Consider the following 24,908-nt stretch of genomic DNA (forward strand, 5'->3'; position numbering starts at 1 on the left):
AGGATCAGCCCTGCTTGCGCTTGTTCGAGTCCTTCCAGATGAAAATACCCAGGCCTGCGAAAAACAGCAGCATCAGGCCGACTGTCACAACGCCAGCGATAACCACATTATCGAAGAACATATCGGCCTCCATTCGCCTGCACCTGTCTGATGGGGTAACAGTAGCGAATGGGGCGGGAGAGGAAATTGACCGAGGTCAATGGCGCCCATCAACGGACGCGCGAGGCGGGTGCAGGGTTGACCTGCATCAAGAATCAGCGCTTCTTCGGCTTGCCCTTGGGCTTTTTCTTGCCCTTGCCCAGGGGCATTGCCTGCTCGAACGCCTGACGCACTTCGTTCAGGCGCTTTTCCTTGAGGTCGTGCACGCGACGGGCGCGCTCGGCGCCGAAATCGATCAGGTTGTCGTCTTGGCTCATGTTCAGGCTCGTGGAACGGACTGCGGAAGTCGCCATGATGAGGGCTCGCGCCCGCACTGAACAGCCCCGCTCAGACTTCGATGTCCACCAGCAGGCCCTGGCGCGGCTGTTCGCCCATCAGCGGCGCCACCGGCACAGTGTTGTCGGCGTTGACCTCGTCGCCCGGCAGGGCCTGGTACAGCTCTTCGTCCGGGGCCTTGCGGCGTTTGCCCTGGCGGCGGCGCTGCTCGTCACGCAGCAGTACCCCCGACTCCTGCGGGTCGCGCTTCTTGAAATCGATATTGCTGTCGGTGGCGCTGGGCTGGGCCGGCACCACTGGGGCGATGGTCGGCGGCTGCTTGACCGGGTCGTGTTGCGTGGTGACCGGGGCGGCACTGAGGGGAATGATGGGCGGCAGCATGGTTGTTGTTCTCCTGTCGCCAATGTGTCGGCTGCCAAACGGCAGCCTTGAGCGCCGATGGCAAAAGTGTGGCACCCGTCACAGCCAGGGGTGTGCCTGAGTATAGTACGCTGCGCTTCCCGTTTTTTGCCCTATAAGGCAGGAGCCTACGATGCGTATCCCCTATCGCCTCCTGGCGAGTATCGGACTGGCCACGGCCGGCCTTGCGGCCATGGCCGACCCGGCTCCGGTGCTGTTCGGTGGCTGGCGCAACCTCGCCACGGCGGCCGATGCCGGGTATGTCGAAGAGAACATGGCATTCGCCATGCTGCCGGCAGTAGTTGCCCGCGGCACGCGCATGGCCGTGCTGGACGAGCAGCGCAAGCAGACCGTGTGTTGCCTGGAGGTGGTCAGCGTGCCGCTTGAAGACAGCCTGCTGCGCCACCGTTTCGACCTGCCGGGCGTCTGGGTGAGCGACCTGCGCAATGACTGGAACATCGACCACCGGCCCTACCTGCCCGAGGTGTTCGCCCTGCAACGACGCGACGCCCTGGTCGACTATCACTTCGATGAAAATGGCTACGGCCACCTGGGGGGCCTGCTCGTCCCGGCCGATGCACGAATCACGCCCCAGGGCACGCTGCACACCGGTGGCCAGACGTTCATCGTCGACATCGATACCCAGCCGATGGCCAACGACAACGGCTCGATGAGCCGCTACACCCTGACCGACACACGCAACCCGCAGCACCGCTATACGGTGGAAGTCCCCGTCGCCACCTACTGACGTGCCCTACTGATCGGGGTCGTCATCGTCCGGTTCGGGCGCCGCTTCGCTCCACGGGCGCTTGAGCACGCTGTTCCAGACCTTCTCCAGGTGTTCGCGCAGCACCGGCGGTGCGTCCTTGAGGGTGGGGCCGTCTTCGCGTTCACCACCAAAGGCATCCTCGCCTTCCGAGGCGATCAGCGACTGGCCGTTGATCACGTAGCTGGCGGCCCCTTCGCGCAGTTCCACATGCAGGTCCTGCGGGTCGACACCGCCACCGCAAAAGGAATGGCTGGCAACGGTCAGTTCGGCCACACCATCGTTGTTCAGGTCGCTGGCGCCGCTGACGTCGGTATAGAAGCCCACGTCCAGGTCCAGCCCCGGGCAGGTGGTTTCATTCTCGATGGTCCAGCGCGCCTTGTAGGTTTGGGCGTCGTTGCTGCGGCCATACAGGGTGGCGGTGAGCACCACCCGGTCGACCTCCTGCTGGGTTTCCTCGTCGCTGACCTGGTCGTCCAGGCGGCTGAGCACCAGCACCGCCTCGCCATCGCGGTCGCGAAAGTGCACGTTCTGCACCGGCACCTGCACGCCCAGCGCCGCCAGCGCCGGGGGCTCCAGTGGTGGCAGCAGTTCGAAACCCTGCTGGTCGCAGGCGCCGAGCGAGGCCAGGCTGGCCAGTACGATGCAGTGGCGTAACGGGAGGGACAGCAGAGGGTGTCGGAGCATGGGTCGAGGCCTGTGGTGGCAAAGACGGCTTTCGTCGATGAAATCGCCAGACGCTTTGGTCTGTGCAGCCCTATCCGTTAAGATAGTCGCCTTTTGAATGGCGGGAGTCAGGCAGTATGGCGCAGCAGTATCAACCGGGGCAACGCTGGATCAGCGACAGCGAAGCCGAGCTGGGTCTAGGGACCGTTCTGGCACAGGACGGCCGCTTGTTGACCGTGCTCTACCCGGCCACTGGCGACACCCGCCAGTACTCCCTGCGCAATGCGCCCCTGACCCGCGTGCGTTTCTCGCCGGGCGACCAGATCACCCACTTCGAAGGCTGGAAGCTGACCGTGCGCGAAGTCGAGGTCATCGACGGCCTGATGGTCTACCACGGCCTCGATGCCCAGAACCAGGCCTGCACCCTGCCTGAAACCCAGCTGTCGAACTTCATCCAGTTCCGCCTGGCCAGCGACCGCCTGTTCGCCGGGCAGATCGACCCGCTGGCGTGGTTCTCGCTGCGCTACAACACCCTGGAACACACCAGCCGCCAGTTGCAGTCGTCGCTGTGGGGCCTGGGCGGCACCCGTGCCCAGCCGATCGCCCACCAGTTGCACATTGCCCGCGAAGTGGCCGACCGTATCGCCCCGCGCGTACTGCTGGCCGACGAAGTGGGCCTGGGCAAGACCATCGAAGCCGGCCTGGTGATCCATCGCCAGCTGCTCACGGGTCGCGCCAGCCGCGTGCTGATCCTGGTGCCGGAGAACCTGCAGCACCAGTGGCTGGTGGAAATGCGCCGCCGTTTCAACCTGCAGGTGGCTCTGTTCGACGCCGAGCGCTTCATCGAAAGCGATGCCAGCAACCCGTTCGAGGATGCGCAACTGGCGCTGGTGGCGCTGGAGTGGCTGACCGAGGATGAAAAGGCCCAGGACGCGCTGTTCGCCGCCGGCTGGGACCTGCTGGTGGTCGACGAGGCGCACCACCTGGTGTGGCACGAAGACCAGGTCAGCCCGGAGTACGCGCTGGTCGAGCAACTGGCCGAGGTCATCCCCGGCGTACTGCTGCTGACCGCCACCCCCGAGCAACTGGGCCAGGACAGCCACTTCGCACGCCTGCGCCTGCTCGACCCCAACCGTTTCCACGACCTGGCCGCATTCCGCGCCGAGAGCGACAACTATCGCCCGGTGGCCGAGGCGGTGCAGGAGCTGCTCGATGAAGGCCGCCTGTCGCCCAAGGCCCACGCCACCATCCAGGGCTTCCTGGGTGCCGAAGGCGAGGCGCTGCTGGCCGCAGTCAACGATGGCGACACCCAGGCCAGCGCACGCCTGATCCGCGAGCTGCTGGACCGCCACGGCACCGGCCGCGTGCTGTTTCGCAACACCCGCGCCGCGGTGCAGGGCTTCCCGCAGCGCCAGCTGCACGCCTACCCGCTGCCGTGCCCCGACGAGTACATGGAACTGCCGGTGGGCGAGCATGCCGACCTGTACCCGGAAGTCAGCTTCCAGGCCCAGGGCGACAGCGACGAAGAGAGCCGCTGGTGGCGCTTCGACCCACGGGTCGAATGGCTGATCGACACCCTCAAGATGCTCAAGCGGGTCAAGGTGCTGGTGATCTGCGCCCACGCCGAAACCGCGATGGACCTGGAAGACGCCCTGCGCGTGCGCTCGGGCATTCCGGCCACGGTGTTCCATGAGGGCATGAGCATCCTGGAGCGCGACCGCGCCGCCGCCTACTTTGCCGACGAAGAGTTCGGCGCGCAGGTGCTGATCTGCTCGGAAATCGGCAGCGAAGGCCGCAACTTCCAGTTCGCCCACCACCTGGTGCTGTTCGACCTGCCGGCCCACCCCGACCTGCTGGAACAGCGCATCGGCCGCCTGGACCGTATCGGCCAGAAGCACACCATCGAGCTGCATGTGCCGCACCTGCAGAACAGCCCGCAGGAGCGCCTGTTCCAGTGGTATCACCAGGCACTCAATGCCTTCCTCAATACCTGCCCTACCGGCAACGCCCTGCAGCACCAGTTCGGCCCGCGCCTGCTGCCGCTGCTGGAAAGCGGCGACGACGGCGAGTGGGAAGCGCTGGTCAACGAAGCCTGCGCCGAGCGCCAGCGCCTGGAGTCGGAGCTGCACAGCGGCCGCGACCGCCTGCTGGAGCTCAACTCCGGTGGTGCCGGCGAAGGCCAGGCGCTGGTGGAGGCGATCCTCGAGCAGGACGACCAGTTCGCCCTGCCGATCTACATGGAGACCCTGTTCGACGCCTTCGGTATCGACAGCGAGGACCACTCGGAAAACGCCCTGATCCTCAAGCCGAGCGAGAAGATGCTCGACGCCAGCTTCCCGCTGGGCGACGACGAAGGCGTGACCATCACCTACGACCGCAACCAGGCGCTGTCGCGCGAGGACATGCAGTTCATCACCTGGGAACACCCCATGGTGCAGGGCGGCATGGACCTGGTGCTCAGCGGCTCGATGGGCAATACCGCGGTGGCGCTGATCAAGAACAAGGCGCTCAAGCCGGGCACCGTGCTGCTCGAACTGCTGTACGTCAGCGAAGTGGTCGCCCCGCGCGCCCTGCAACTGGGCCGCTACCTGCCGCCGGCAGCGCTGCGCTGCCTGCTCGACACCAACGGCAACGACCTGGCGGCGCGGGTGTCGTTCGAGACCCTCAACGACCAGCTCGAAAGCGTGCCCAAGGCCAGCGCCAACAAGTTCATCCAGGCCCAGCGCGATGTCCTGACCCCGCGCATCAATGCCGGCGAGGCCAAGATCATGCCGCGCCACGCCGAGCGTGTGGCCGAGGCGCAGCGCCGCCTGGCAGCCGAAACCGATGAAGAACTGGCGCGCCTGACCGCGTTGCAGGCGGTCAACCCGACCGTGCGCGACACCGAAATCCAGGCCTTGCGTGCGCAACGCGAGCAGGGCCTGGCGATGCTGGAGAAGGCCGCACTGCGCCTTGAGGCAATTCGGGTACTGGTCGCCGGCTGACCCACTGGCCGGCTCCTGCATGAGCGATGCAGGAGCCGGCTTACCGGCGAAGGGCGCGACCCGGTTTTAGAACCAAACGCTATCGCCCCAATCTCCAATCCATACAAGTCAATCTGCCATTAATCCCGATGGGTTAATGCTCTCTTCCTATACTCAGCCAAAACCGTCTCCACTCCGCTGGAGGCCGCGTGCACACCGGACCAAGAGGCATGCTATGGAGTGGCAGGGGCTGCATGTACTCGCCGAACTTCCCGCAACCGGACAATTGCTCCTCGATTGCCGGCACAACCCTTACCTGGTGGCACTTGCCTACCTGGTCGCCTGCGCGGGCAGTTTCGCCACCCTCGACATCATCGAACGCGTGGGCAATGCCGAGCACAGCGCCGCCCAACGTCAATGGCGCCTGCTCGGCACCTTCTGCCTGGCCTGCAGCGTGTGGGGCATGCACTTCATCGGCATGCTCGCCTTCCAGGCCCCCCTCGAGGTGCACTACGACCTGGCCCTGACGGCCGTATCGCTGCTGCTGATGCTGCTCGCCGCCTGGAGTGCGATGAACCTGCTCGGCACACCCCAGCCGCGCCTGCACCAGCATGTGCTGGCGGCCATCGCCATCGGCCTGGGCATCGGCGCCATGCATTACACCGGCATGGCAGCCATGCGCTCCAACGCCTCGCAGTTCTACCGCGCCGACCTGCTGGCAAGTTCGGTGGTGGTCGCCTTCGGCGTCAGCCTGCTGGCGTTGCTGCTGACCCGCTACCGCCCAGCCCAGAGCAACTGGCCCAGGTACGTCGCCAGCCTGGTGATGGCCACCGGCATCATCGCCACCCATTTCACCGGCATGTGGGCCCTGACCCTGGTGCTGCCCGTGGACGCGCCGCTGCAGTTGCCGATCACCGACAACAGCCTGCACCTGAGCCTGGCCATCGCCTTCGTCGCCCTGCTGATCAGCGCCAGTTGCATCAGCGCCGCCCTGTCGGACAAGAAGCTGCAGAGCAAGGAGCACGACCTGCGCCGGGTCAACATGCTGCTCAGCCAGCTGGACCAGGCACGGGTCTCGCTGCAACAGGCGGCGCACTACGATGCACTGACCAACCTGGTCAACCGTCGCGGTTTCAACCAGCTGTTCGCCGAGCGCCTGGCCGAACAGGCGGCCAGCGGCGGCATGCTGGCGGTGATGTTCCTGGACATCGACCACTTCAAGCGCATCAACGACAGCCTGGGCCATGACGCGGGGGATCAGTTGCTGCAGGTGATCGCCGCGCAGATCAAGAGCGCCACCCGCACCCACGACGTGGTGGCCCGCTTCGGCGGCGACGAGTTCTGCATTCTGATCGGCCTGCACAACCGCGACGAGGCCCGCCACCTGGCGCAGCGCATCATGCACAAGGTCAAGGAACCGATCGACCTGAGCGGCCGGCGCATGGTGATGACCACCAGCATCGGCATCAGCGTGTTCCCCGACGATGGCGAAAGCTGCGACGAGCTGCTCAAGCACGCGGACCTGGCGCTGTATCAGTCCAAGGGCTGCGGGCGCAACAACCTGAACTTCTTCAGCAGCAACCTGAAAACCCGCGCCACCCTGGAGCTGCAACTGGAGGAGGAGCTGCGCGTGGCCCTGCTCGAAGAACGCGGGCTGCGCATCCACTACCAGCCGATCTTCGACCTGGCCAGCGGCCAGGTGGCCAAGCTCGAAGCGCTGATCCGCTGGCAGCACCCGCAGCACGGCCTGCTCAGCCCCGACCGCTTCATCGGCATTGCCGAAGCCAACGGCCTGATCGGCGAGCTCGACCTGTGGGTGTTGCGCCGCGCCTGCCAGGACCTGGCGCAGTTGAGCCGCCATGGCTTCGACCAACTCAAGGTCACCGTCAACTGCTCGGCGCTGACCCTGGGCCGCGAAGAACTCGTCAGCGAAGTGGAAGATGCGCTGTTCAGCGCGGGGCTGCCGGCCTGGCGCCTGGAAATGGAGGTGACCGAAAACGCGCTGATGGGCAACATCCACAACACCATCGCCCTGCTCAAGCGTATCCGGGCCAAGGGCGTTTCACTCTCGATCGACGACTTCGGCACCGGCTACTCATCGCTGGCCTATCTCAAGCGCCTGCCGCTGGACACGCTGAAGATCGACCGCTCGTTCATCCAGGACATCCCTCACTCCGAGCAGGACATGGACATCGTGCAGGCCATCATCATCATGGCCCACACCCTGCACCTGAAGGTGGTGACCGAGGGAGTGGAAACCGTCGAGCAGTACCAGTTCCTGCGCCAGCAGGGCTGCGACTTTCTGCAGGGCTACCTGTTCAGCCGCCCGGTACCGATGGGCGAGCTGCACGCGGTGCTCGGCAGCCTCAACCAGTGCAGCGACCTGCCTATGGCTTGCGGCGAAACAGCTCGACCAGGGTTGCGGGATCCTTTTCCAGGTAACCCTGGCTGCCGTGCAAGCGCATCAGCTGCGCCGCCAGGCCGCTGATCGGGGTGGCCGAGCCCTGCTCGCGGGAAAACTTGACCGCCGTATCCAGGTCCTTGAGCAAGGTGCGCACGTGCCACTTCACCGGCTCGTAATGCTGCTCGGCCATTTGCGGGGCCAGGATCTGCAGCGGCCTGGAGTCGGCGAAACCGCCCGCCAGGGCTTCGGCGATCAGGCTGGCATCCACCCCTGACTGTTCGGCCAGGGCCACCACCTCGGCAATCACCAGTGCGTTGCAGGCCACGATCATCTGGTTGCAGGCCTTGGTCACCTGCCCTGCCCCCACCGCGCCCATGTGCGTGACCCGCTGCCCCAGCACCTGGAGCACCGGGCGCACCCGCTCAAGATCGGCCGCCTCGCCGCCGACCATGATCGCCAGGCTGCCGGCCTCGGCGCCCGGGGTGCCGCCCGACACCGGTGCATCCAGCCAGTGCATGCCGCAGGCCTGCCTCAGCTGTGCGGCCATTTGCCGCGTGGCGCCGGGCTCCAGGCTGGAAAAATCCACCAGCAGCTGCCCGGCCGCGCCGCCTGCGGCGATACCGTCGTCACCGAACACCACCTCGTGCACCACCTGGGTGTCGGCCAGGCACAGCATCACCACGTCCGCCGCCGCGCAGAGCTCTGCCGGGCTGTTCGCCTGGCTCGCCCCGGCGGCCACCAGTGGCGCGCACTTGTCCGATGAACGGTTCCACACGGTCAACGGAAAACCGGCCGCCAGCAGGCGCCGACACATGGGCAATCCCATCAGACCGATACCGGCGAACCCCAGCGAAGGTAGTGCAATGCTCATGACAGCTCCTGGCAAATTAAAGAAGTTGGCGATGCGGACGATTCAGTTCTCAGACGTGACAGGAAAACCCTTAGAGGGTTATAGGGCAGGACCCTATCGCTCACGCCAAAGGCGCACTGATACAGTCGCGAAACTTATCCCGTGATGGCTCGATGATATCGACTTTTACCAGCCGTCCACCCAGGCAAATGGCGCAAAATGACCTCAAAGAATACTTCTGCCACCGCGGTTTCCGAGCTGATGTCATCCTCCACCGCGCTCACCGCCCCGGCGCCTCGAGAATACTACAGCCCGCGCGCGGCTACGCCGCAGCAGTACCTGTATTACACCGAGACCGACATCCAGCGCATCCTGGACAACCTCGACGGCCTGCGCGACCTGGTGTTCCCGCCCAGTGTGCATGTCGAAGATGACACCCAGTTGCGCCTGGACCAGCAGTTCCCTTCGGTGTGCCTGATCGGCCTGGGTCGTTGCGGTTCGAACATTGCCCTGGATGTGGCGGAGCTGGTGTACAACGCCCGCACCTTCTACCTCAACGAATTCAACAACGAAGACCGCCACGCCGGCGAGCAGCCCTACAGCCCGGGCCGCTGGATCCGCAACAACCTGCGCCTGGTGCAGAACAAGGGCGCCAAGCCGGTGTTCCTGGTGGAACCGCTGGTGATGCTGGGCGACCTGGACAAGGACATCGCCGGGCGCATCCGTTTTTCGCGCAAGGGCGAGAAGAGCGGCTTTCTGCGCGACTACAGCAAGATGAAGATCATGGACCTGTCCGAGGTGCATGCGGGCGGCGCCGGCAACGCGCCGATCCTGGGCCAGTACCTGGCCAAGATCATCCTCAACAAGGAAACCCAGCGCTTCTCCAGTGCCGACTGGAAGCTGATCCACTCGTACCTGATCGACTCGTGCGGCATCAAGGCCAACCAGTCGCGCCTGTACTTCTACATCTTCAGCGCCGGTGGCGGTACCGGCTCGGGCATGGCTTCGGAGTTCGGCCTGGCCCAGCAGTTCTCGTACATGAACAAGACGTTCGACACCAAGCCGGCCGACGAGAACGACACCAAGAGCGGGCACTCCTTCGTCTTCGAGCCGATCTTCACCAGCGGCATCTGCGTGCTGCCGAACATCTCCGACCACCGCAGCGAGATGTCCGAGGCACTGCACATCAACGCCGGCCGCCTGCTGTGCAAGTACCTGTCGGAGGAATGGGACTTCTCGTACAACTTCGACAACGAGGACAGCAGCGAAGCCAGCGTGATGGGGCGTATCCGTCCGTGGAACGCGATGATGCTGATCTCCAACGACATCATGCGCTATGCCGAGGAGAACGATGACGGCAACATCCAGGACATTGACGTCAATGCCATGGAGAAGCACGCCAACCAGTACATCTCGCAGCAGATCTTCAACATCCTCACCGCCCAGGCGGTGACCACCGACTACGACCAGAACTACTTCCGGCGCGCCGGCATCGACATCGGCGAGACCATCCGCCTGGATGCCAACGACCTGTTCATGAGCCTGGCCGGCCCGGTGGCCATCGCCTACGCCGAATCGGTAGTGCCCGAGCAGCCGACGCCAGGCAACGACAAGTTCAAGGTGTTCGAGAAAGAGAAGCCGCAGCTCAACATCGACGACCTGTTCTTCCGCTCCATCGACCTGCCGCACTTCAACAAGGTGACCCAGGCGATCGAGGGCATCAGCCTGCTGCCGATCGAGTCCAAGCGCTATCGCGCGGCCCTGGAGCAGTACAAGACCTCCGGCTACGACGCCGCGGCGCTGCATGACCTGCACTTCTTCAAGAACTGCTCGTCGGTGGTGTCGATTGTGTCCCTGCCCAAGGACTACAAGCTCTCGTACATGGACCTGAACCGGCTCAAGACCCACCTCAACAGCCTGTTCCCCAACACCACGCTCAAGCGCTACGCACTGGTGATCGGCGCCTCGGCCAACCTGTCGCTGACCACCCTGATCGCCAAGAGCCCGTGCCTGTCGGACGACTTCCTGACCCTGATCGTGGCGTTCATCAAGCGCTGTTTCGCGCGCACCCCGTACCGTTTCGACGACACGCTGGACAACGCCATCCTCGACTTCATCACCCGTGAGGAATTCGACGAGGACCGTATCGACGACCTGCTCAACGAGTTCGAGAACCCGGCCAAGATCCTCGATACCAACTGGTACGCGATCAAGCCGATGTACGAGAAGAAGTACCGCGAGCTGATCAACGACAAGAGCAAGTTCGTGTCGATCAACGATATCCGCCTGTCACGCGAGTGCGTGAAGAAGGCGGTGAAGTACCTGCGCGAGATCTACCGTCACCGCATCGGCAAGACGCGGGTGATTTCGCTCAACAGCCATACGGGCAAGACAGACTACGAGTAATCTGCGCGGCGCCTTTGCGGCCATCGCGGGTCAAGCCCGCTCCCACCAAGGTCTCCACCAACCTGTGGGAGCGGGCTTGACCCGCGATGAGGCAAGAACTGTTACCGCGTTTTTTGAACCCCTGCCCCACTGTTACCAACAACCACCCCGCCTGAACGCCCTCGCGCACCAAAATCTTCCGGCTGTTCGTTTTTGCGCACCAGATCAGGGCGCGGACTTTTTCTGAATCACGATAAACGGCGAAACCACCACTGCCCAGATCGGCGCAATCGTGTGCGAAAGGTCTAGCGCCTGCTCGGCAGTCACCGGCACGACCGTGCCATCATTTCGCCATTTTTCCACGGTTTCACTGCGGTTTTCGGCCATTGCCGACGCCACCTCGATCAGGTCCAGCGACGGGTCGACCCAAATCAGGTCACCCTTGGCCCAAAAACGCTCCAGCGCTTTCCACTCGATGATTGCAGTCTCGCCGAGCAATTTGGCATAGAGGGTGCTTGGTTGATCTGTCATGGGTTCCTACCAGAAATAATTCGACCACTGAAAGGTCGCTATTTTTGCAGAAAAACCCAGTTTCAAATAAGTAATTGATCGACAAGGCCATGAAGATCACGCCCCGCCGCAGCATGCTGGCAAATTAGCGGCGCCTTTATGTAACTTTCTGTCGATTAGGCGACACCCCCGGATTTTGCCCCGAAAAGCCCGCTTTTCAATCGATCAAGCGGCGCTCTACACTGTACCGGTACAGTTGCCAGGGCATTTTGCGGGGGAACACGGGAAAGGCGGGACGGCGTGGCCGTCACGGTATCCCGGTCCGTAGCCCTGGGCACCAGGACTATAAAAATTACAACAGAATGAGTGGAGCACTATGAGTAAGCAGATTTCCAAGCTGTTCGCCGCAATGGTTCTGGCCGGGGTTGCCAGCCATGCAGTTGCCGCCGATACCATCAAGATCGGCATCGCCGGCCCGAAGACCGGTCCGGTTACTCAATACGGTGACATGCAGTTCATCGGTGCAAAACAGGCCATCAAGGACATCAACGCCAAGGGCGGCGTTGACGGCAAGATGCTCGAAGCCAAGGAATACGACGACGCCTGCGACCCTAAACAGGCCGTGGCAGTCGCCAACAAAGTGGTCAACGATGGCGTCAAGTTCGTGGTCGGCCACCTGTGCTCCAGCTCCACTCAACCAGCGTCCGACATCTATGAAGATGAAGGCGTGATCATGATCACCCCGGCTGCCACCAGCCCGGAAATCACCTCCCGCGGCTACAAGCTGATCTTCCGTACCATCGGCCTGGACAGCGCCCAGGGCCCGGCCGCCGGCAACTACATCGCCGACCACGTCAAGCCCAAGGTGGTTGCGGTACTGCACGACAAGCAGCAGTACGGTGAAGGCATCGCCACCGCGGTCAAGCAGACCCTGGAAGGCAAAGGCACCAAGGTTGCCGTGTTCGAAGGCCTGAACGCCGGCGACAAGGACTTCTCCTCGATCATCCAGAAGCTCAAGCAAGCCAACGTCGACTTCGTGTACTACGGCGGCTACCACCCAGAGCTGGGCCTGATCCTGCGCCAGGCTCAGGAAAAAGGCCTGAAGGCCAAGTTCATGGGCCCAGAGGGCGTTGGCAACGACTCGATCTCGCAGATCGCCCAGGGCGCTTCCGAAGGCCTGCTGGTAACCCTGCCCAAGTCGTTCGACGCCGACCCTGCGAACAAGGCCATCGTCGACGCCATCAAGGCTGACGGCAAGGACCCGAGCGGTCCGTTCGTGTTCCCGGCCTACTCGGCGGTGGAACTGATCGCCGAAGGCATCAAGGCGGCCAAGAGCGAAGACACCGACAAGGTCGCACAGGCCCTGCACACCGGCACCTTCAAGACCCCTACCGGCGACTTGTCCTATGACAAGAACGGCGACCTGAAGGACTTCAAGTTCGTCGTCTACGAATGGCATTTCGGCAAACCTAAAACCGAAGTTTCCCCTCAGTAATCCCGTCACTCTATGACTACAAGCCCACTGTGCGAGCAGTGGGCTTTGTTTTACGAGGTTCATGGGCCTGATTCCCGCGATCCGGGAGCAGGTTCACCTGAAAATCTTAAAACCGTCACCAGCGGTTCGCTGGCAGTGCCCGTGCGAAGTGGCCTCAGACCACAAGCCGGGACGGGCGCAAGCCCACCAGTGAAATGCGTATCGGGTTTTTAGGAGCGCTGTAATGCCTGAGATCTATCACTTCTTCCAACAGCTGGTTAATGGCCTGACCATTGGCAGCACCTATGCCTTGATAGCCATTGGCTACACAATGGTTTACGGCATCATTGGAATGATCAACTTCGCCCACGGCGAGGTGTACATGATCGGTTCCTACGTGGCCTTCATCGCCCTTGCCGGGCTGGCCATGATGGGCATCGACTCACTGCCGATACTGATGACCGCCGCGTTCATCGCGACCATCGTGGTCACCAGCGCCTATGGCTACAGCATCGAACGGGTCGCCTACCGCCCCTTGCGCAACAGCAACCGGCTGATCCCGCTGATCTCTGCCATCGGCATGTCGATTTTCCTGCAGAACACTGTCTTGCTTGCCCAGGATTCCAAGGACAAGTCGATCCCCAACCTGATTCCGGGGAGCATCTCCTTCGGGCCGGGCGGCGCCGAGGAAGTCCTGATTTCCTACATGCAGATCCTGGTCTTCGTCGTCACCCTGGTGGCCATGACCGGGCTGACCCTGTTCATCTCGCGTTCACGCCTGGGCCGCGCCTGTCGCGCCTGTGCCGAAGACATCAAGATGGCCAACCTGCTGGGTATCAACACCAACAACATCATCGCCCTGACCTTCGTGATCGGTGCGGCCCTGGCGGCCGTGGCAGCGGTACTGCTGAGCATGCAGTACGGCGTGATCAACCCCAACGCCGGCTTCCTGGTGGGCCTGAAGGCCTTTACCGCGGCGGTGCTGGGCGGCATCGGCAGCATTCCGGGCGCCATGCTCGGCGGGCTGGTGCTGGGCGTGGCCGAGGCCTTTGGCGCCGATATCTTCGGTGACCAGTACAAGGACGTGGTGGCATTCGGTCTTCTGGTTCTGGTGTTGTTGTTCCGTCCGACCGGCATCCTGGGCCGTCCGGAGGTCGAGAAAGTATGAGCAGAAATCTCAAATCGGCGTTTTTCAGCGCCTTGCTGGTCTGGGCCGTGGCATTCCCGGTACTGGGCCTGAAACTCAGCATCGTCGGTATCAGCCTGCAGGTGCATGGCCAGGGGCCCCTGGCCCTGAGCGTGATTGTGGTGTGCTCGGTGCTGATGTTCCTGCGCGTGCTGTTCGACAAGCAATGGAGCGCAATGATGCGGTCCGCCCCCCGGGGTGCACTGATATCGCCCAAGGTCAGCAACTTCCTGACCCTGCCGCGCACCCAGCGCTACATCATCCTGGGCCTGATCGCGGTTGCCCTGGTGTGGCCGTTCTTCGGTTCGCGCGGTGCGGTCGACATCGCCACGCTTATCCTGATCTACGTGATGCTGGGCCTTGGCCTGAACATCGTGGTCGGCCTGGCGGGCCTGCTCGACCTGGGCTACGTGGGCTTCTACGCCGTGGGCGCCTACAGCTATGCGCTGCTGTCGCACTACTTCGGCCTGAGCTTCTGGGTGTGCCTGCCCATCGCGGGGATGATGGCGGCCACGTTCGGCTTCCTGCTGGGCTTCCCGGTGCTGCGCCTGCGCGGTGACTACCTGGCCATCGTGACCCTGGGTTTCGGCGAGATCATCCGGCTGTTCCTGCGTAACCTGACCGACCTCACCGGCGGCCCGAACGGCATCAGCAACATTCCCAAGCCGTCGTTCTTCGGCCTGAGCTTCGAGCGCAGGGCGGCTGAAGGCATGCAGACCTTCCACGAGTTCTTCGGGGTGGAATACAACTCGATCAACAAGGTGATCTTCCTGTACCTGGTGGCATTGCTGCTGGCCCTGCTGGCGCTGTTCGTGATCAACCGCCTGCTGCGCATGCCGATCGGGCGTGCCTGGGAAGCGCTGCGCGAAGACGAGATCGCCTGCCGTGCGCTGGGCCTGAACCCGACCATCATCAAGCTCTCGGCCTTCACCCTCGGTGCCTGCTTCGCCGGTTTTGCCGGCAGCTTCTTCGCCGCGCGCCAGGGCCTGGTGACGCCGGAGTCGTTCACCTTCATCGAGTCGGCGATCATCCTCGCCATTGTCGTGCTCGGCGGCATGGGCTCTCAGCTGGGCGTGATCCTCGCGGCCATCGTGATGATCCTGCTGCCCGAACTGATGCGCGACTTCAGTGAATACCGGATGCTGATGTTCGGTGCCCTGATGGTATTGATGATGATCTGGCGTCCGCAGGGCCTGCTGCCTATGCAACGTCCACACATGGAGCTGCGTCGATGAGCCGCGAAATTCTGCAAGTGAGCGGCCTGAGCATGCGCTTCGGCGGCCTGTTGGCGGTCAACGGCGTGGCCCTGTCCGTCAAGGAAAAACAAGTGGTGGCACTGATCGGCCCCAACGGCGCCGGCAAGACCACCGTGTTCAACTGCCTGACCGGCTTCTACAAGCCCAGTGGCGGCAGCATCCTGCTCGACGGCCAGCCCATCCAGGGCCTGGCCGGCCACGAGATCGCCCGCAAGGGCGTGGTGCGTACCTTCCAGAACGTGCGCCTGTTCAAGGAAATGACCGCGCTGGAAAACCTGCTGATCGCCCAGCACCGTCACCTGAACACCAACTTCTTCGCCGGCCTGTTCAAGACCCCGGGCTTTCGTCGCAGCGAGCACGAGGCGATGGAGTACGCGCAGTACTGGCTGGAAAAGGTCGACCTGGTCGAGTTCGCCAACCGTAACGCCGGCACCCTGGCCTATGGTCAGCAACGCCGGCTGGAAATCGCCCGCTGCATGATGACCCGCCCGCGGATCCTCATGCTCGACGAGCCGGCGGCAGGCCTGAACCCGAAAGAGACCGAAGACCTCAAGGCGCTGATCGGCACCTTGCGTGAGGAACACGGGGTGACCGTGCTGCTGATCGAGCACGACATGAAGCTGGTCATGAGCATTTCCGACCATATCGTGGTGATCAACCAGGGCACGCCGCTGGCCGATGGCACCCCGCAACAGATCCGGGACAACCCCGAAGTGATCAAAGCCTACCTGGGGGAAGCGTAAATGCTGCAGTTCGAAAACGTTTCCACCTTCTACGGCAAGATCCAGGCGCTGCACAGCGTCAACGTGGAGATTCGCCAGGGCGAAATCGTCACCCTGATCGGTGCCAACGGCGCAGGCAAGTCGACCCTGCTGATGACCCTGTGCGGGTCGCCCCAGGCCCACAGCGGCAGCATCCGCTACATGGGCGAGGAGCTGGTGGGGCAAAGTTCGGCGCAGATAATGCGCAAGAGCATTGCCGTGGTGCCCGAGGGTCGGCGCGTGTTCGCACGCCTGACCGTGGAGGAGAACCTGGCCATGGGCGGGTTCTTCACCGACAAGGGCGACTACCAAGAGCAGATGGACAAGGTGCTGCACCTGTTCCCGCGGCTCAAGGAGCGCTTCAGCCAGCGTGGCGGCACCATGTCCGGGGGCGAGCAGCAGATGCTCGCCATCGGCCGTGCGCTGATGAGCAAGCCCAAGCTGTTGCTGCTCGACGAACCGTCACTGGGGCTGGCGCCGATCATCATCCAGCAGATCTTCGACATCATCGAACAGCTGCGCAAGGATGGTGTAACGGTGTTCCTGGTGGAGCAGAACGCCAACCAGGCCCTGAAGATCGCCGACCGTGCCTATGTGCTGGAGAACGGCCGGGTGGTGATGCAGGGCACCGGTGAAGCGCTGCTGACCGACCCGAAAGTACGCGACGCGTACCTGGGGGGCTGAACCAGACGGCCCCTTCGCCGGCAACGCCGGCTCCTACAGTGCAGGAGCCGGCGTTGTCGGTGAAGGGGCCGGTACCGGCAACGCACCCAGCGCCTGGCTGCCACGCTTGAACCAGCGCACCAGGTAATCGGCCACCACCTGCACGCGTTTGGGCATCCCGCCCTGATACGGGTGCACCAGGAACAACGGCGTACTGCGTGTCTGGTAATCGCGCAGCAACCAGCACAAGCGTCCGTCCGCCAGCTCGGCATGCAACATGTAGGACGGCAGCCGCGCCACCCCCGCCCCCACCAGCACCGCCTTCTTCAACAGGCTGTAGTGATTGCTGGCAAAATTCCCCGCCACCTGCACCCGCAGCAATTCATGCTGCTGGTGGTACAGCCATTCCTCGCGTCCGCTGTAATGACTGTTGAGCAGGCAGCGATGCTCGGCCAGCGCCTGCGGCGTGGTCGGCGTGCCGTGGCGCTCCAGGTACGCCGGGCTGGCGCAGGTCAGCTCCTGCATGGCCAGCAGCGGCCGCGCCACCAGGCGCTCGTCATTGCCCGGGATCTGTCGGATGGCCAGGTCGAAGCCGTCGCGCAGCAGGTCGCGGTAGGCATTGTCCAGTTCCAGTTCGATCTGCAACTGCGGGTACTGGTTGCCCAGCTCCAGCAGCAGGCCTTCGAAGAAGGTTTCACCCAGCGACACCGGCACCGTCACCCGCACCGGGCCCGACAGGTCATCCTTGAGCCGCGACAGCGCCTGGCGCGCCTGGGTCACCTGGCGCACCAGCGCCTGGGCCTGGGGCAGCAGCGCTGCGCCCGCGGCGGTCAGGCTCAGGCGCCGCGTGGTGCGGTGCAGCAGCTTGACCGAATGGCTGCTCTCCAGCTGGCTGATGCGCTTGGACAACTGCCCCTTGCTCCAGCCCAGCTGCTCCGCGGCCAGGGTAAAACTGCCCGCATCCATCAACACCGCAAAGGCCGCCAGATCGTCCAGCTCGCTCATGGATTGTTTCCGCATGAAAACCAAAGGTTGCCTATTAGCAGGCTTATTCACGCAAAAATCCACCCTAGACTGAAACCTCACCCCACACGCGAGGAACAGCCCCATGAAAATCATTCTGATCGGCGCCGGCGGTACCATCGGTTCGGCCGTGGCCCGTGAACTGGAACAGCGCCACGAGGTGATCCGGGTCGGTCGCAACAGCGGCGACCTGCAGGCCGATATCAGCGACAGTGCCTCGATTCGCCGCCTGTTCGAGCAGACCGGGCGCTTCGATGCCCTGGTGTGCGCCGCCGGCAACGTGGTGTTCGCGCCCCTGGACGAACTGGACGAACAGGGGTTTGCCCTGGGCCTGAACGACAAGCTGATGGGCCAGGTCAACCTGCTGCTGATCGGTCGCGAGTTCATCAATGACGGCGGCTCGTTCACCTTCACCACCGGCGTCACCAGCCACGACCCGATCCGTACCGGCACCTCGGCCAGCCTGGTCAACGGTGCCATCGACGCCTTCGTGCGCGCCGCCGCCATCGAGCTGCCACGCGGGCTGCGGGTCAACGCCATCAGTCCGACCGTGCTGCTCGAGGCCATGCCCGACTATGCCCCCTACTTTCGCGGCTTCAAGCCGGTACCGGCGGCCGACGTGGCGCTGGCCTACGCCAAGAGCGTGGAGGGGCTGCAGACCGGGCAGACCTATCACGTGGGCTAGGGCCTTGTGATTGCGCCCCAGGCTGCGTAACGTGACGGCACTTTTCTGGACCCGATGCTGGAGCCCCCCGATGCGTGCCGCCCCTTCGCTGCTGTTAGCCGCCCTGCTGCCCCTGTTCGCCGGTTGCCAGATGCTGGCAGACAAACCCGAGACGGTGTCCACCGTCGGCATGACTCGCCTGCAGGGCGAGCTGTCCGCCGCTGGCGGCCAGTTGCTGTTCAAGCCGTGCGAGGAGAGCCGCCGCTTCGTGGTCCGCGACACCGGCAACACCGGCCTGCTGCAGGAAGCTTCGGCACTGGCGGCAACCCCCGGCACCCTGTTCGCCGACGTGCGCGGCAAGCTGGCCGGCAGCCAGCAGGCCGGCAACGATGGCCAGCTCGACGTGCAACAGCTGTACCGCGTCGAGCACTCCTCCAGCGCCTGCAGCGACCCGAACTTCAAGCGCCTGATCCTGCGCGCCAGCGGCCATGAGCCAGACTGGAACATCAAGGCCAGCGGCCAGGGCATGGTGCTCGACCGCCCAGGCCAGCCCTCGTTGGCGGTGCCGTACCTGGAAGAACAGATGCCCGACGGGCGCCTGTCACTGAGCACCGAAGCCAATGGCCAGCGCATCGACCTGTGGGTCGCCCCGCAGCGCTGCGTGGACATCGCCACCGGCGCGGTCAGCCACCTGAGCGCCGAACTGCGCATCGATGGCCAGACCCTGCGTGGCTGCGGCTACTACGGCGGCTCGCGCAACGACTGACCGGCCGCACGCGTTTAAGCTGCCTTAAGCGCCTGCGAACAGCTTATACTTGGCGGTTTGTGCAAAGCCGCCGGCCCTTGCTGGCCGGGATACTGGACCCTGTCATGCTACGAATCACTGAACTGAAGTTGCCGCTGGATCACCCGGACGAAGCCCTGCGCGAAGCCATCGTGCAGCGCCTGGGGATCAGCGACGACCAGCTGCTGGACTTCACGCTGTTCAAGCGCAGCTACGATGCGCGCAAGAAGAACACCGAACTGCTGTTCATCTACACCATCGACCTGACAGCCAGCAACGAAGCTGAGCTGCTGCAGAAGTTCGCCGACGATCACAACATCACCCCGGCCCCGGACGTCAGCTACAAGCCGGTCGGCCAGGCGCCGGCCGAGCTTGCCGAACGCCCGATCGTGGTCGGCTTCGGCCCGTGCGGGATCTTCGCCGGCCTGCTGCTGGCACAGATGGGCTTCAAGCCGATCATCCTCGAACGCGGCAAGGAGGTGCGCCAACGCACCAAGGACACCTGGGGCCTGTGGCGCAAGAGCGTGCTCAACCCCGAGTCCAACGTGCAGTTTGGCGAAGGCGGTGCCGGCACCTTCTCCGACGGCAAGCTGTACAGCCAGATCAAGGACCCGAAGCATCACGGCCGCAAGGTGCTGCACGAGTTCGTCAAGGCCGGTGCGCCGGACGAGATCCTGTACGTCAACAAGCCGCACATCGGTACCTTCCGCCTGACCGGCATGGTCGAGAACATGCGCCAGCAGATCGAAGCCATGGGCGGCGAGGTGCGTTTCGAGCAGAAGGTCACCGACCTGATCAGCGAGGGCGAGCAACTGACCGGCGTGGTACTCGAAAGTGGCGAACAGCTGCATTCGCGCCACGTGATCCTGGCCCTGGGGCACAGCGCCCGCGACACCTTCCGCATGCTGCATGCGCGGGGCGTGTTCATGGAAGCCAAGCCGTTCTCCATCGGCTTTCGCATCGAGCACCCGCAGACCCTGATCGACAAGGCCCGCCTGGGCAAGTATGCCGGACACCCGAAACTCGGCGCGGCCGACTACAAGCTGGTGTACCACGCCAAGAACGGACGTTCGGTATACAGCTTCTGCATGTGCCCGGGCGGCACGGTGGTAGCTGCCACCAGCGAACCGGGCCGCGTGGTGACCAACGGCATGAGCCAGTACTCGCGCAACGAGCGCAATGCCAACTCTGGCATCGTGGTCGGCATCACCCCCGAGCAGGACTACCCGGGCGGACCGCTGGCCGGCATCGAACTGCAGGAACGTCTGGAGAGCCTGGCCTATGAGCTGGGTGGCAGCAACTACCAGGCACCGGCGCAACTGGTGGGCGACTTTGTCGCCGGCAAGCCATCCACCGCCCTGGGCAGCGTGGAACCCTCGTACAAGCCGGGCGTGAGCCTGGGCGACCTGGCGCTGAGCCTGCCGGCCTTTGCCATCGAGGCGATCCGTGAGGCACTGCCGGCGTTCGACCGCCAGATCAAGGGTTACAACCTGCCCGATGCGGTGTTGACCGGCATCGAGACGCGTACCTCCTCGCCGCTGCGCATCACCCGCGATGCCAGCTTGCAGAGCCTGAACCTGAAGGGGCTGTTCCCCGCCGGTGAGGGGGCTGGGTATGCAGGCGGGATTCTGTCGGCGGGCGTGGACGGAATTCGTGTGGCCGAGGCGGTGGCGCGCAGCATGCTGGGGCTGGACCTGGAAGCGTGAGGTAGGGCTTGCGGGCCGTTTCGCCGGCAAGATCGGCCCCTGCAGGGGTTGGCCTTGCTGGCGGAAAAGCCGCAATAGCATATAACAAAAAAGAATATAGTTTTTGTTCTAAAGCATATCCCCACAGGGTAGGGTGTTCCTCTTCGAATTTCAGGATGGAGGAGCACCCTTGCCTCTACGCAGCACATTCACGCGTTTCTTCCAGCTCGAATCAGCCAGCGGCCTGCTGCTGATTGCCGCGGCTGCCCTTGCGCTGATCATCAACAACTCCCCCCTCTCCTACCTCTACAACGGCCTGCTCGACGTGCCCGTGGTGGCCCAGGTGGGCGCGCTGCAAATCGCCAAGCCCCTGCTGCTGTGGATCAACGACGGCCTGATGGCACTGTTCTTTCTGCTCATCGGCCTGGAGGTCAAGCGCGAGATCATCGACGGCCACCTGTCCAGGCCCTCGCAGATCGTGCTGCCCGGCGCAGCCGCCATCGGCGGCATGGTGGTACCGGCACTGATCTACTACTTCCTCAACAAGGACAACCCCGCCGCCGTGGCCGGCTGGGCGATCCCCACCGCCACCGATATCGCCTTCGCCCTCGGCGTGCTGGCCCTGCTCGGCAAGCGTGTACCGGTGTCGCTCAAGCTGTTCCTGATGACCCTGGCGATCATCGACGACCTGGGCGCGATCATCGTCATCGCCCTGTTCTACTCCGGCGCCCTGTCCAGCCTGTCGCTGATGCTGGCCGCCGCCTGCCTGGTAGCACTGGTGGCGATGAACCGGATGGGGGTGGTCAAGCTGGGGCCGTACATGGTGATCGGGTTGATCCTGTGGGTGTGCGTACTCAAGAGCGGCGTGCATGCCACGCTGGCCGGTGTCACCCTGGCGCTGACCATCCCGCTGCGCACTCGCAACGCCGAGCCGTCACCCCTGCTGGCGCTGGAGCACGCCCTTCACCCCTGGGTGGCGTTCGGTATCCTGCCTCTGTTCGCCTTCGCCAATGCCGGCGTGTCGCTGGCCGGCGTCACCGCCGAGAGCTTTACCCACCATGTGCCGATGGGCATCGCGGTCGGCCTGCTGCTGGGCAAGACCGTCGGGGTGTTCGGCCTGACCTGGCTGGCGATCAAGCTGGGCCTGGCCGCCCTGCCCAGTGGCGCCAACTGGGGCCAGGTGCTGGGGGTGGCGATCCTGTGCGGCATCGGCTTCACCATGAGCCTGTTCGTCGGCTCGCTGGCCTTCGTGCCGGGCAGCAGCGAGTACGCCGGCATGGACCGCATGGGCATTCTCACCGGTTCCATCCTGGCAGCGGTGATCGGCTACGCGGTAACCGCCATGGCCAGCCGCAAGGCCGTCGGCAGTTGATGCCGAACCGGCAATGAAAAACCCCGACCGGCGGTGCCGAGTCGGGGTTCTGTTTGCACGCCCTCATAGCCAGAGGGCTGCAGGACAAGGTTCAGTGAGAAACCCGGCTGGTGCCATCCACGGTCATGATGCGAACACGCTCGCCCACCCGGAAGATTTCGTTCTGCTGAACCTGCTGGACATAGGCGCGCATGCTGCCATCGTCTTCACGCACGGTGATTTCCACACCCTGGGTGCGGGTCAGGCCTTCCTCGGCTGCAGAACCTGCCAGGCCGCCGGCTACCGCACCGATGACCGCCGCGACGATACTGCCACGACCGCCGCCTACCGCGCTGCCGGCCACGCCACCCACGATGGCACCGGCGCCGCCGCCGATCGGGGTCTTGGTGCCTTCGATCTTGACCGGACGCAGCGATTCGATGGTACCCATGCGCACTTGCTGCACGCGACGGGCTTCATCGCGGGAATAGGAATCGCCGGTCAGGTTGGAGGTACAGCCGCCAAGCAGCAGCGACATCGTGGTGAACGACGCCACCAACAAAACTGATTTACGCATAGGATCATCTCCAGAAGACAGGTAGTCATTAGACTCCGCGCGTTGACCACTGTCACGACACACGGTGTATAAAATTGCTTCCATTCAGCGTCGGTACAGGCACTTGATCCCCGCCATGACCCCAACACTCAACAGGCAAGGATAGACATGGATTACTTCATCATCGCCGTAACCACCCTGGCGGGTCTGTATTTTCACGGGTGGCTGTATGTACGCATCAAGCGCTGGATGGACCGCGACCTGGCCCTGTCGCTGGCCGGGGACGACGAGCACAAACGCGTCTTCATGCTACAACGTCTGGACAGCGCCAGGGCGCAAAAGGTCAAACGCAAGGAATTGGCGGCCTGGCTGGAACGCGCGGCCGCCGAATACCGCGCCGGTTAAGGGGCCAGGCGCTCGCGCAGCCACAGACCCTGTTTGAGCCGGTAGTTGAGACGATCATGCAGGCGGCTCGGGCGGCCCTGCCAGAACTCGATGCGTTCCGGCAGCAGGCGGTAGCCACCCCAGTGCTCGGGGCAGTGCGGCTGGGTATCGCTGAAGCGCTGCTCGGTGGCCTTGACCAGATCCTGCAGCTCTTCACGGTTGGCGATCACCCGGCTCTGCGGCGATGCCCAAGCGCCCAGGCGGCTACCCAGCGGGCGTACCTGGTAATACGCATCGGATTCCTGCGCCGTGACCTTCACCACCTTGCCTTCGATGCGCACCTGGCGTTCCAGGGTGGGCCAGAAGAAGGTCATGGCGGCGAACGGGTTGGCGCGCAGGTGATGGCCCTTGGCACTTTCGTAGTTGGTGAAGAAGGTGAAGCCCTGCTCATCCAGCCCCTTGAGCAGCAGGATACGGCAATGCGGACGCCCCTCGCCGTCCACCGTTGCCAACGTCATGGCGTTGGCTTCGACGGGCGGCTGCTCGGTCTTGACGGCATCCTCGAACCATTGGTGAAACAACGCGAACGGCTCTGCCGGCGCCTGGGTTTCGGTCAGGCCGTCGCGAGTGTAGTCGCGGCGCATATCGGCCAGGGTCTGGGTCATGCTGCGTTTCCTTGACGATCAGTTGGTCTTCGCAGGGCTGGTGCTGCTGGCAACGACTTTCTTCGCGGCCGGGGCGGCTTTCTTGGCGGCCGGCTTGGCAGCGGCTGCAGCCGGCTTCTTCTTGGCCACCGGCTTGGCGGCCGGGGCTTTTTTCGCAGTGGCTTTCGCCGCTGGTTTGGTGGCGGGCTTGGCAGCGGCCTTGACCGGCGCCTTGACGTCCTGCACGGCAACCAGTTCGGCCGGGCTAGGGGTCGGCTGCTGGTACTTGGCCACCAGCGCCAGCATGGTGTTCTGTGGCGTCAACAGCAGCTCGACGCGGCGGTTCAGGGCGCGGCCCTGCACACTGTCGTTGGCGGCGCGCGGCGCCACCGACCCCATGCCACGCAGCATCAGGCGATCACGCTGCAGGCCGCTGAGGCGGAAAATCGCCGATACCGACTGGGCGCGCTCCTGGCTCAGCTTCTGGTTTGCAGCAGCTGCGCCGCTGCTGTCGGCATGGCCGAGTACCAGCACGGCGGTCTTGGAGTCGGTCTCGATCACCTTGGCCACGCGCGTGATCGGGCCGAGGGTGGCCGGCAACAGCATGGCGGGGCGGTCAGGGTTGTACGAAGAGTCGACCGGCACGGTCACCACCAGCACGTCTTCGCGGCGCTCGAGCTCGAACTTGCTGTCCTTGATCGCTTCGCGCAGCTTGGGCTCGTAGTCGTCGAGCCAGGCCTGGGTGGCCTTGACGTCGATCTTGGGTACCGCCTGGGCCTGGCTCTGGGCCTTGTCGCTGTTTCCGAACGGCCACCACCAGCGGCTGCTGCTTTCGGACTTGGCATCAGCCTGGGCGACCTTCTCGGTGACCACATCCTTCACGTCCTTTTCGGCCACCTTGTCGGAGCCGAAGGGCCACCAGCCATGGCCGCCATCGGCCGAGCCGTTCTGAGGGTGCTGTGCGCAACCGGTCACGGCCAGGCACAGGGCGAGAGCTAAGGTTTTATGTGAAGACATCAGCGATACACCATGAAAATGAAAGAAATTTGACCCGACAGCGCAGGCTGTTGGAATCCAGAATAGACAATGGGTTCCGGTT

24 protein-coding genes are annotated in these 24,908 nt (G+C 63.9%); 14 read left to right on the forward strand and 10 right to left on the reverse strand.

Annotation, left to right across the window (positions count from 1 at the left end):
- Positions 1 to 4: 4 nt before the first annotated feature.
- The 3 genes from ccoM to KH389_RS20655 all read right to left on the reverse strand — a co-directional run bounded on the left by ccoM (position 5) and on the right by KH389_RS20655 (position 816).
- Entirely contained in the window at positions 5 to 121 is a 117-nt protein-coding gene (ccoM, locus tag KH389_RS27545; RefSeq protein ID WP_043862641.1) for a cytochrome c oxidase subunit CcoM, read from the reverse strand.
- 133 nt (positions 122 to 254) lie between these two features.
- Entirely contained in the window at positions 255 to 416 is a 162-nt protein-coding gene (locus KH389_RS20650) for a hypothetical protein (protein WP_088513942.1), read from the reverse strand.
- Between the two features lie 70 nt (positions 417 to 486).
- On the reverse strand, positions 487 to 816 hold the full coding sequence (locus tag KH389_RS20655; protein ID WP_043862600.1) for a hypothetical protein: 330 nt from the start codon (positions 814 to 816) through the stop codon (positions 487 to 489).
- A gap of 151 nt (positions 817 to 967) precedes the next feature.
- On the opposite strand from KH389_RS20655, the gene KH389_RS20660 reads away from it, so the two are divergent.
- On the forward strand, positions 968 to 1,582 hold the full coding sequence (locus KH389_RS20660) for a decarboxylase (RefSeq protein ID WP_104572040.1): 615 nt from the start codon (positions 968 to 970) through the stop codon (positions 1,580 to 1,582).
- 6 nt (positions 1,583 to 1,588) lie between these two features.
- Here KH389_RS20660 and KH389_RS20665 read toward each other — a convergent pair whose 3' ends face one another.
- A complete protein-coding gene (locus tag KH389_RS20665; RefSeq protein ID WP_244988653.1) occupies positions 1,589 to 2,287 on the reverse strand; it encodes a M949_RS01915 family surface polysaccharide biosynthesis protein in 699 nt (232 codons plus the stop codon).
- 116 nt (positions 2,288 to 2,403) lie between these two features.
- Here KH389_RS20665 and rapA point away from each other — a divergent pair, with 116 nt between their 5' ends.
- Complete coding sequence (gene rapA, locus KH389_RS20670; protein ID WP_054914722.1) at positions 2,404 to 5,250, forward strand: RNA polymerase-associated protein RapA; 2,847 nt, start codon at positions 2,404 to 2,406, stop codon at positions 5,248 to 5,250.
- A gap of 214 nt (positions 5,251 to 5,464) precedes the next feature.
- Positions 5,465 to 7,717, forward strand: coding sequence for a putative bifunctional diguanylate cyclase/phosphodiesterase (locus KH389_RS20675; protein WP_213606161.1), 2,253 nt, complete (start codon positions 5,465 to 5,467; stop codon positions 7,715 to 7,717).
- Here KH389_RS20675 and KH389_RS20680 read toward each other — a convergent pair.
- A complete protein-coding gene (locus KH389_RS20680; RefSeq protein ID WP_213606162.1) occupies positions 7,617 to 8,504 on the reverse strand; it encodes an NAD(P)-dependent oxidoreductase in 888 nt (295 codons plus the stop codon). The genes KH389_RS20675 and KH389_RS20680 overlap by 101 nt on opposite strands.
- A gap of 198 nt (positions 8,505 to 8,702) precedes the next feature.
- Between KH389_RS20680 and KH389_RS20685 the strand changes: the two genes are divergently transcribed.
- The gene (locus tag KH389_RS20685) at positions 8,703 to 10,889 is read left to right on the forward strand and encodes a hypothetical protein (protein WP_054914724.1); all 2,187 of its coding nucleotides are present in this window, start codon (positions 8,703 to 8,705) and stop codon (positions 10,887 to 10,889) included.
- Between the two features lie 204 nt (positions 10,890 to 11,093).
- On the opposite strand, the gene KH389_RS20690 is transcribed toward KH389_RS20685, so the two are convergent.
- Positions 11,094 to 11,399, reverse strand: a complete 306-nt coding sequence (locus KH389_RS20690; RefSeq protein ID WP_043862607.1) for a DUF2288 domain-containing protein — start codon at positions 11,397 to 11,399, stop codon at positions 11,094 to 11,096.
- 355 nt (positions 11,400 to 11,754) lie between these two features.
- Between KH389_RS20690 and KH389_RS20695 the strand changes: the two genes are divergently transcribed.
- The 5 genes from KH389_RS20695 to KH389_RS20715 all read left to right on the forward strand — a co-directional run bounded on the left by KH389_RS20695 (position 11,755) and on the right by KH389_RS20715 (position 16,739).
- A complete protein-coding gene (locus tag KH389_RS20695; RefSeq protein WP_043862608.1) occupies positions 11,755 to 12,873 on the forward strand; it encodes a branched-chain amino acid ABC transporter substrate-binding protein in 1,119 nt (372 codons plus the stop codon).
- A gap of 223 nt (positions 12,874 to 13,096) precedes the next feature.
- Positions 13,097 to 14,020 (forward strand): high-affinity branched-chain amino acid ABC transporter permease LivH, encoded by a 924-nt coding sequence (gene livH / locus KH389_RS20700; protein ID WP_043862609.1) that lies wholly within the window; start codon positions 13,097 to 13,099, stop codon positions 14,018 to 14,020.
- Positions 14,017 to 15,273 (forward strand): high-affinity branched-chain amino acid ABC transporter permease LivM, encoded by a 1,257-nt coding sequence (locus KH389_RS20705; protein WP_043862610.1) that lies wholly within the window; start codon positions 14,017 to 14,019, stop codon positions 15,271 to 15,273. Before livH ends, KH389_RS20705 begins: the two co-directional genes overlap by 4 nt.
- Positions 15,270 to 16,037, forward strand: a complete 768-nt coding sequence (livG, locus tag KH389_RS20710; RefSeq protein WP_054914726.1) for a high-affinity branched-chain amino acid ABC transporter ATP-binding protein LivG — start codon at positions 15,270 to 15,272, stop codon at positions 16,035 to 16,037. Before KH389_RS20705 ends, livG begins: the two co-directional genes overlap by 4 nt.
- Positions 16,038 to 16,739 (forward strand): ABC transporter ATP-binding protein, encoded by a 702-nt coding sequence (locus tag KH389_RS20715; RefSeq protein ID WP_043862612.1) that lies wholly within the window; start codon positions 16,038 to 16,040, stop codon positions 16,737 to 16,739.
- Positions 16,740 to 16,772: 33 nt separating this feature from the next.
- Here KH389_RS20715 and KH389_RS20720 read toward each other — a convergent pair whose 3' ends face one another.
- A complete protein-coding gene (locus KH389_RS20720) occupies positions 16,773 to 17,723 on the reverse strand; it encodes a LysR family transcriptional regulator (RefSeq protein WP_043862613.1) in 951 nt (316 codons plus the stop codon).
- 103 nt (positions 17,724 to 17,826) lie between these two features.
- On the opposite strand from KH389_RS20720, the gene KH389_RS20725 reads away from it, so the two are divergent.
- The 4 genes from KH389_RS20725 (at position 17,827) to nhaA (ending at position 22,246) form a co-directional block, all read left to right on the forward strand.
- Positions 17,827 to 18,426, forward strand: coding sequence for a short chain dehydrogenase (locus KH389_RS20725; protein WP_043862614.1), 600 nt, complete (start codon positions 17,827 to 17,829; stop codon positions 18,424 to 18,426).
- 70 nt (positions 18,427 to 18,496) lie between these two features.
- Positions 18,497 to 19,171, forward strand: a complete 675-nt coding sequence (locus tag KH389_RS20730; protein WP_043862615.1) for a COG3650 family protein — start codon at positions 18,497 to 18,499, stop codon at positions 19,169 to 19,171.
- Between the two features lie 104 nt (positions 19,172 to 19,275).
- Entirely contained in the window at positions 19,276 to 20,895 is a 1,620-nt protein-coding gene (locus tag KH389_RS20735) for an NAD(P)/FAD-dependent oxidoreductase (protein ID WP_043862616.1), read from the forward strand.
- A 169-nt stretch (positions 20,896 to 21,064) separates the two neighbouring features.
- A complete protein-coding gene (gene nhaA, locus KH389_RS20740; protein ID WP_078480555.1) occupies positions 21,065 to 22,246 on the forward strand; it encodes a Na+/H+ antiporter NhaA in 1,182 nt (393 codons plus the stop codon).
- Positions 22,247 to 22,337: 91 nt separating this feature from the next.
- Here nhaA and KH389_RS20745 read toward each other — a convergent pair whose 3' ends face one another.
- The gene (locus KH389_RS20745; RefSeq protein ID WP_043862618.1) at positions 22,338 to 22,802 is read right to left on the reverse strand and encodes an outer membrane lipoprotein; all 465 of its coding nucleotides are present in this window, start codon (positions 22,800 to 22,802) and stop codon (positions 22,338 to 22,340) included.
- A 147-nt stretch (positions 22,803 to 22,949) separates the two neighbouring features.
- On the opposite strand from KH389_RS20745, the gene KH389_RS20750 reads away from it, so the two are divergent.
- Positions 22,950 to 23,186: a hypothetical protein gene (locus KH389_RS20750; RefSeq protein ID WP_043862619.1), complete on the forward strand. Its 237-nt coding sequence runs from the start codon at positions 22,950 to 22,952 to the stop codon at positions 23,184 to 23,186.
- On the opposite strand, the gene pdxH is transcribed toward KH389_RS20750, so the two are convergent.
- Together pdxH and KH389_RS20760 are read right to left on the reverse strand one after the other, a co-directional pair.
- Positions 23,183 to 23,830, reverse strand: coding sequence for a pyridoxamine 5'-phosphate oxidase (gene pdxH, locus KH389_RS20755; protein ID WP_043862620.1), 648 nt, complete (start codon positions 23,828 to 23,830; stop codon positions 23,183 to 23,185). The two genes, KH389_RS20750 and pdxH, sit on opposite strands and share 4 nt — an antisense overlap.
- A gap of 18 nt (positions 23,831 to 23,848) precedes the next feature.
- Complete coding sequence (locus tag KH389_RS20760) at positions 23,849 to 24,826, reverse strand: OmpA family protein (RefSeq protein ID WP_054914729.1); 978 nt, start codon at positions 24,824 to 24,826, stop codon at positions 23,849 to 23,851.
- Positions 24,827 to 24,908: the final 82 nt, after the last annotated feature.

Origin of the sequence: Pseudomonas qingdaonensis, from assembly GCF_018398475.1 — a bacterium.
Lineage (GTDB): Bacteria > Pseudomonadota > Gammaproteobacteria > Pseudomonadales > Pseudomonadaceae > Aquipseudomonas > Aquipseudomonas palmensis.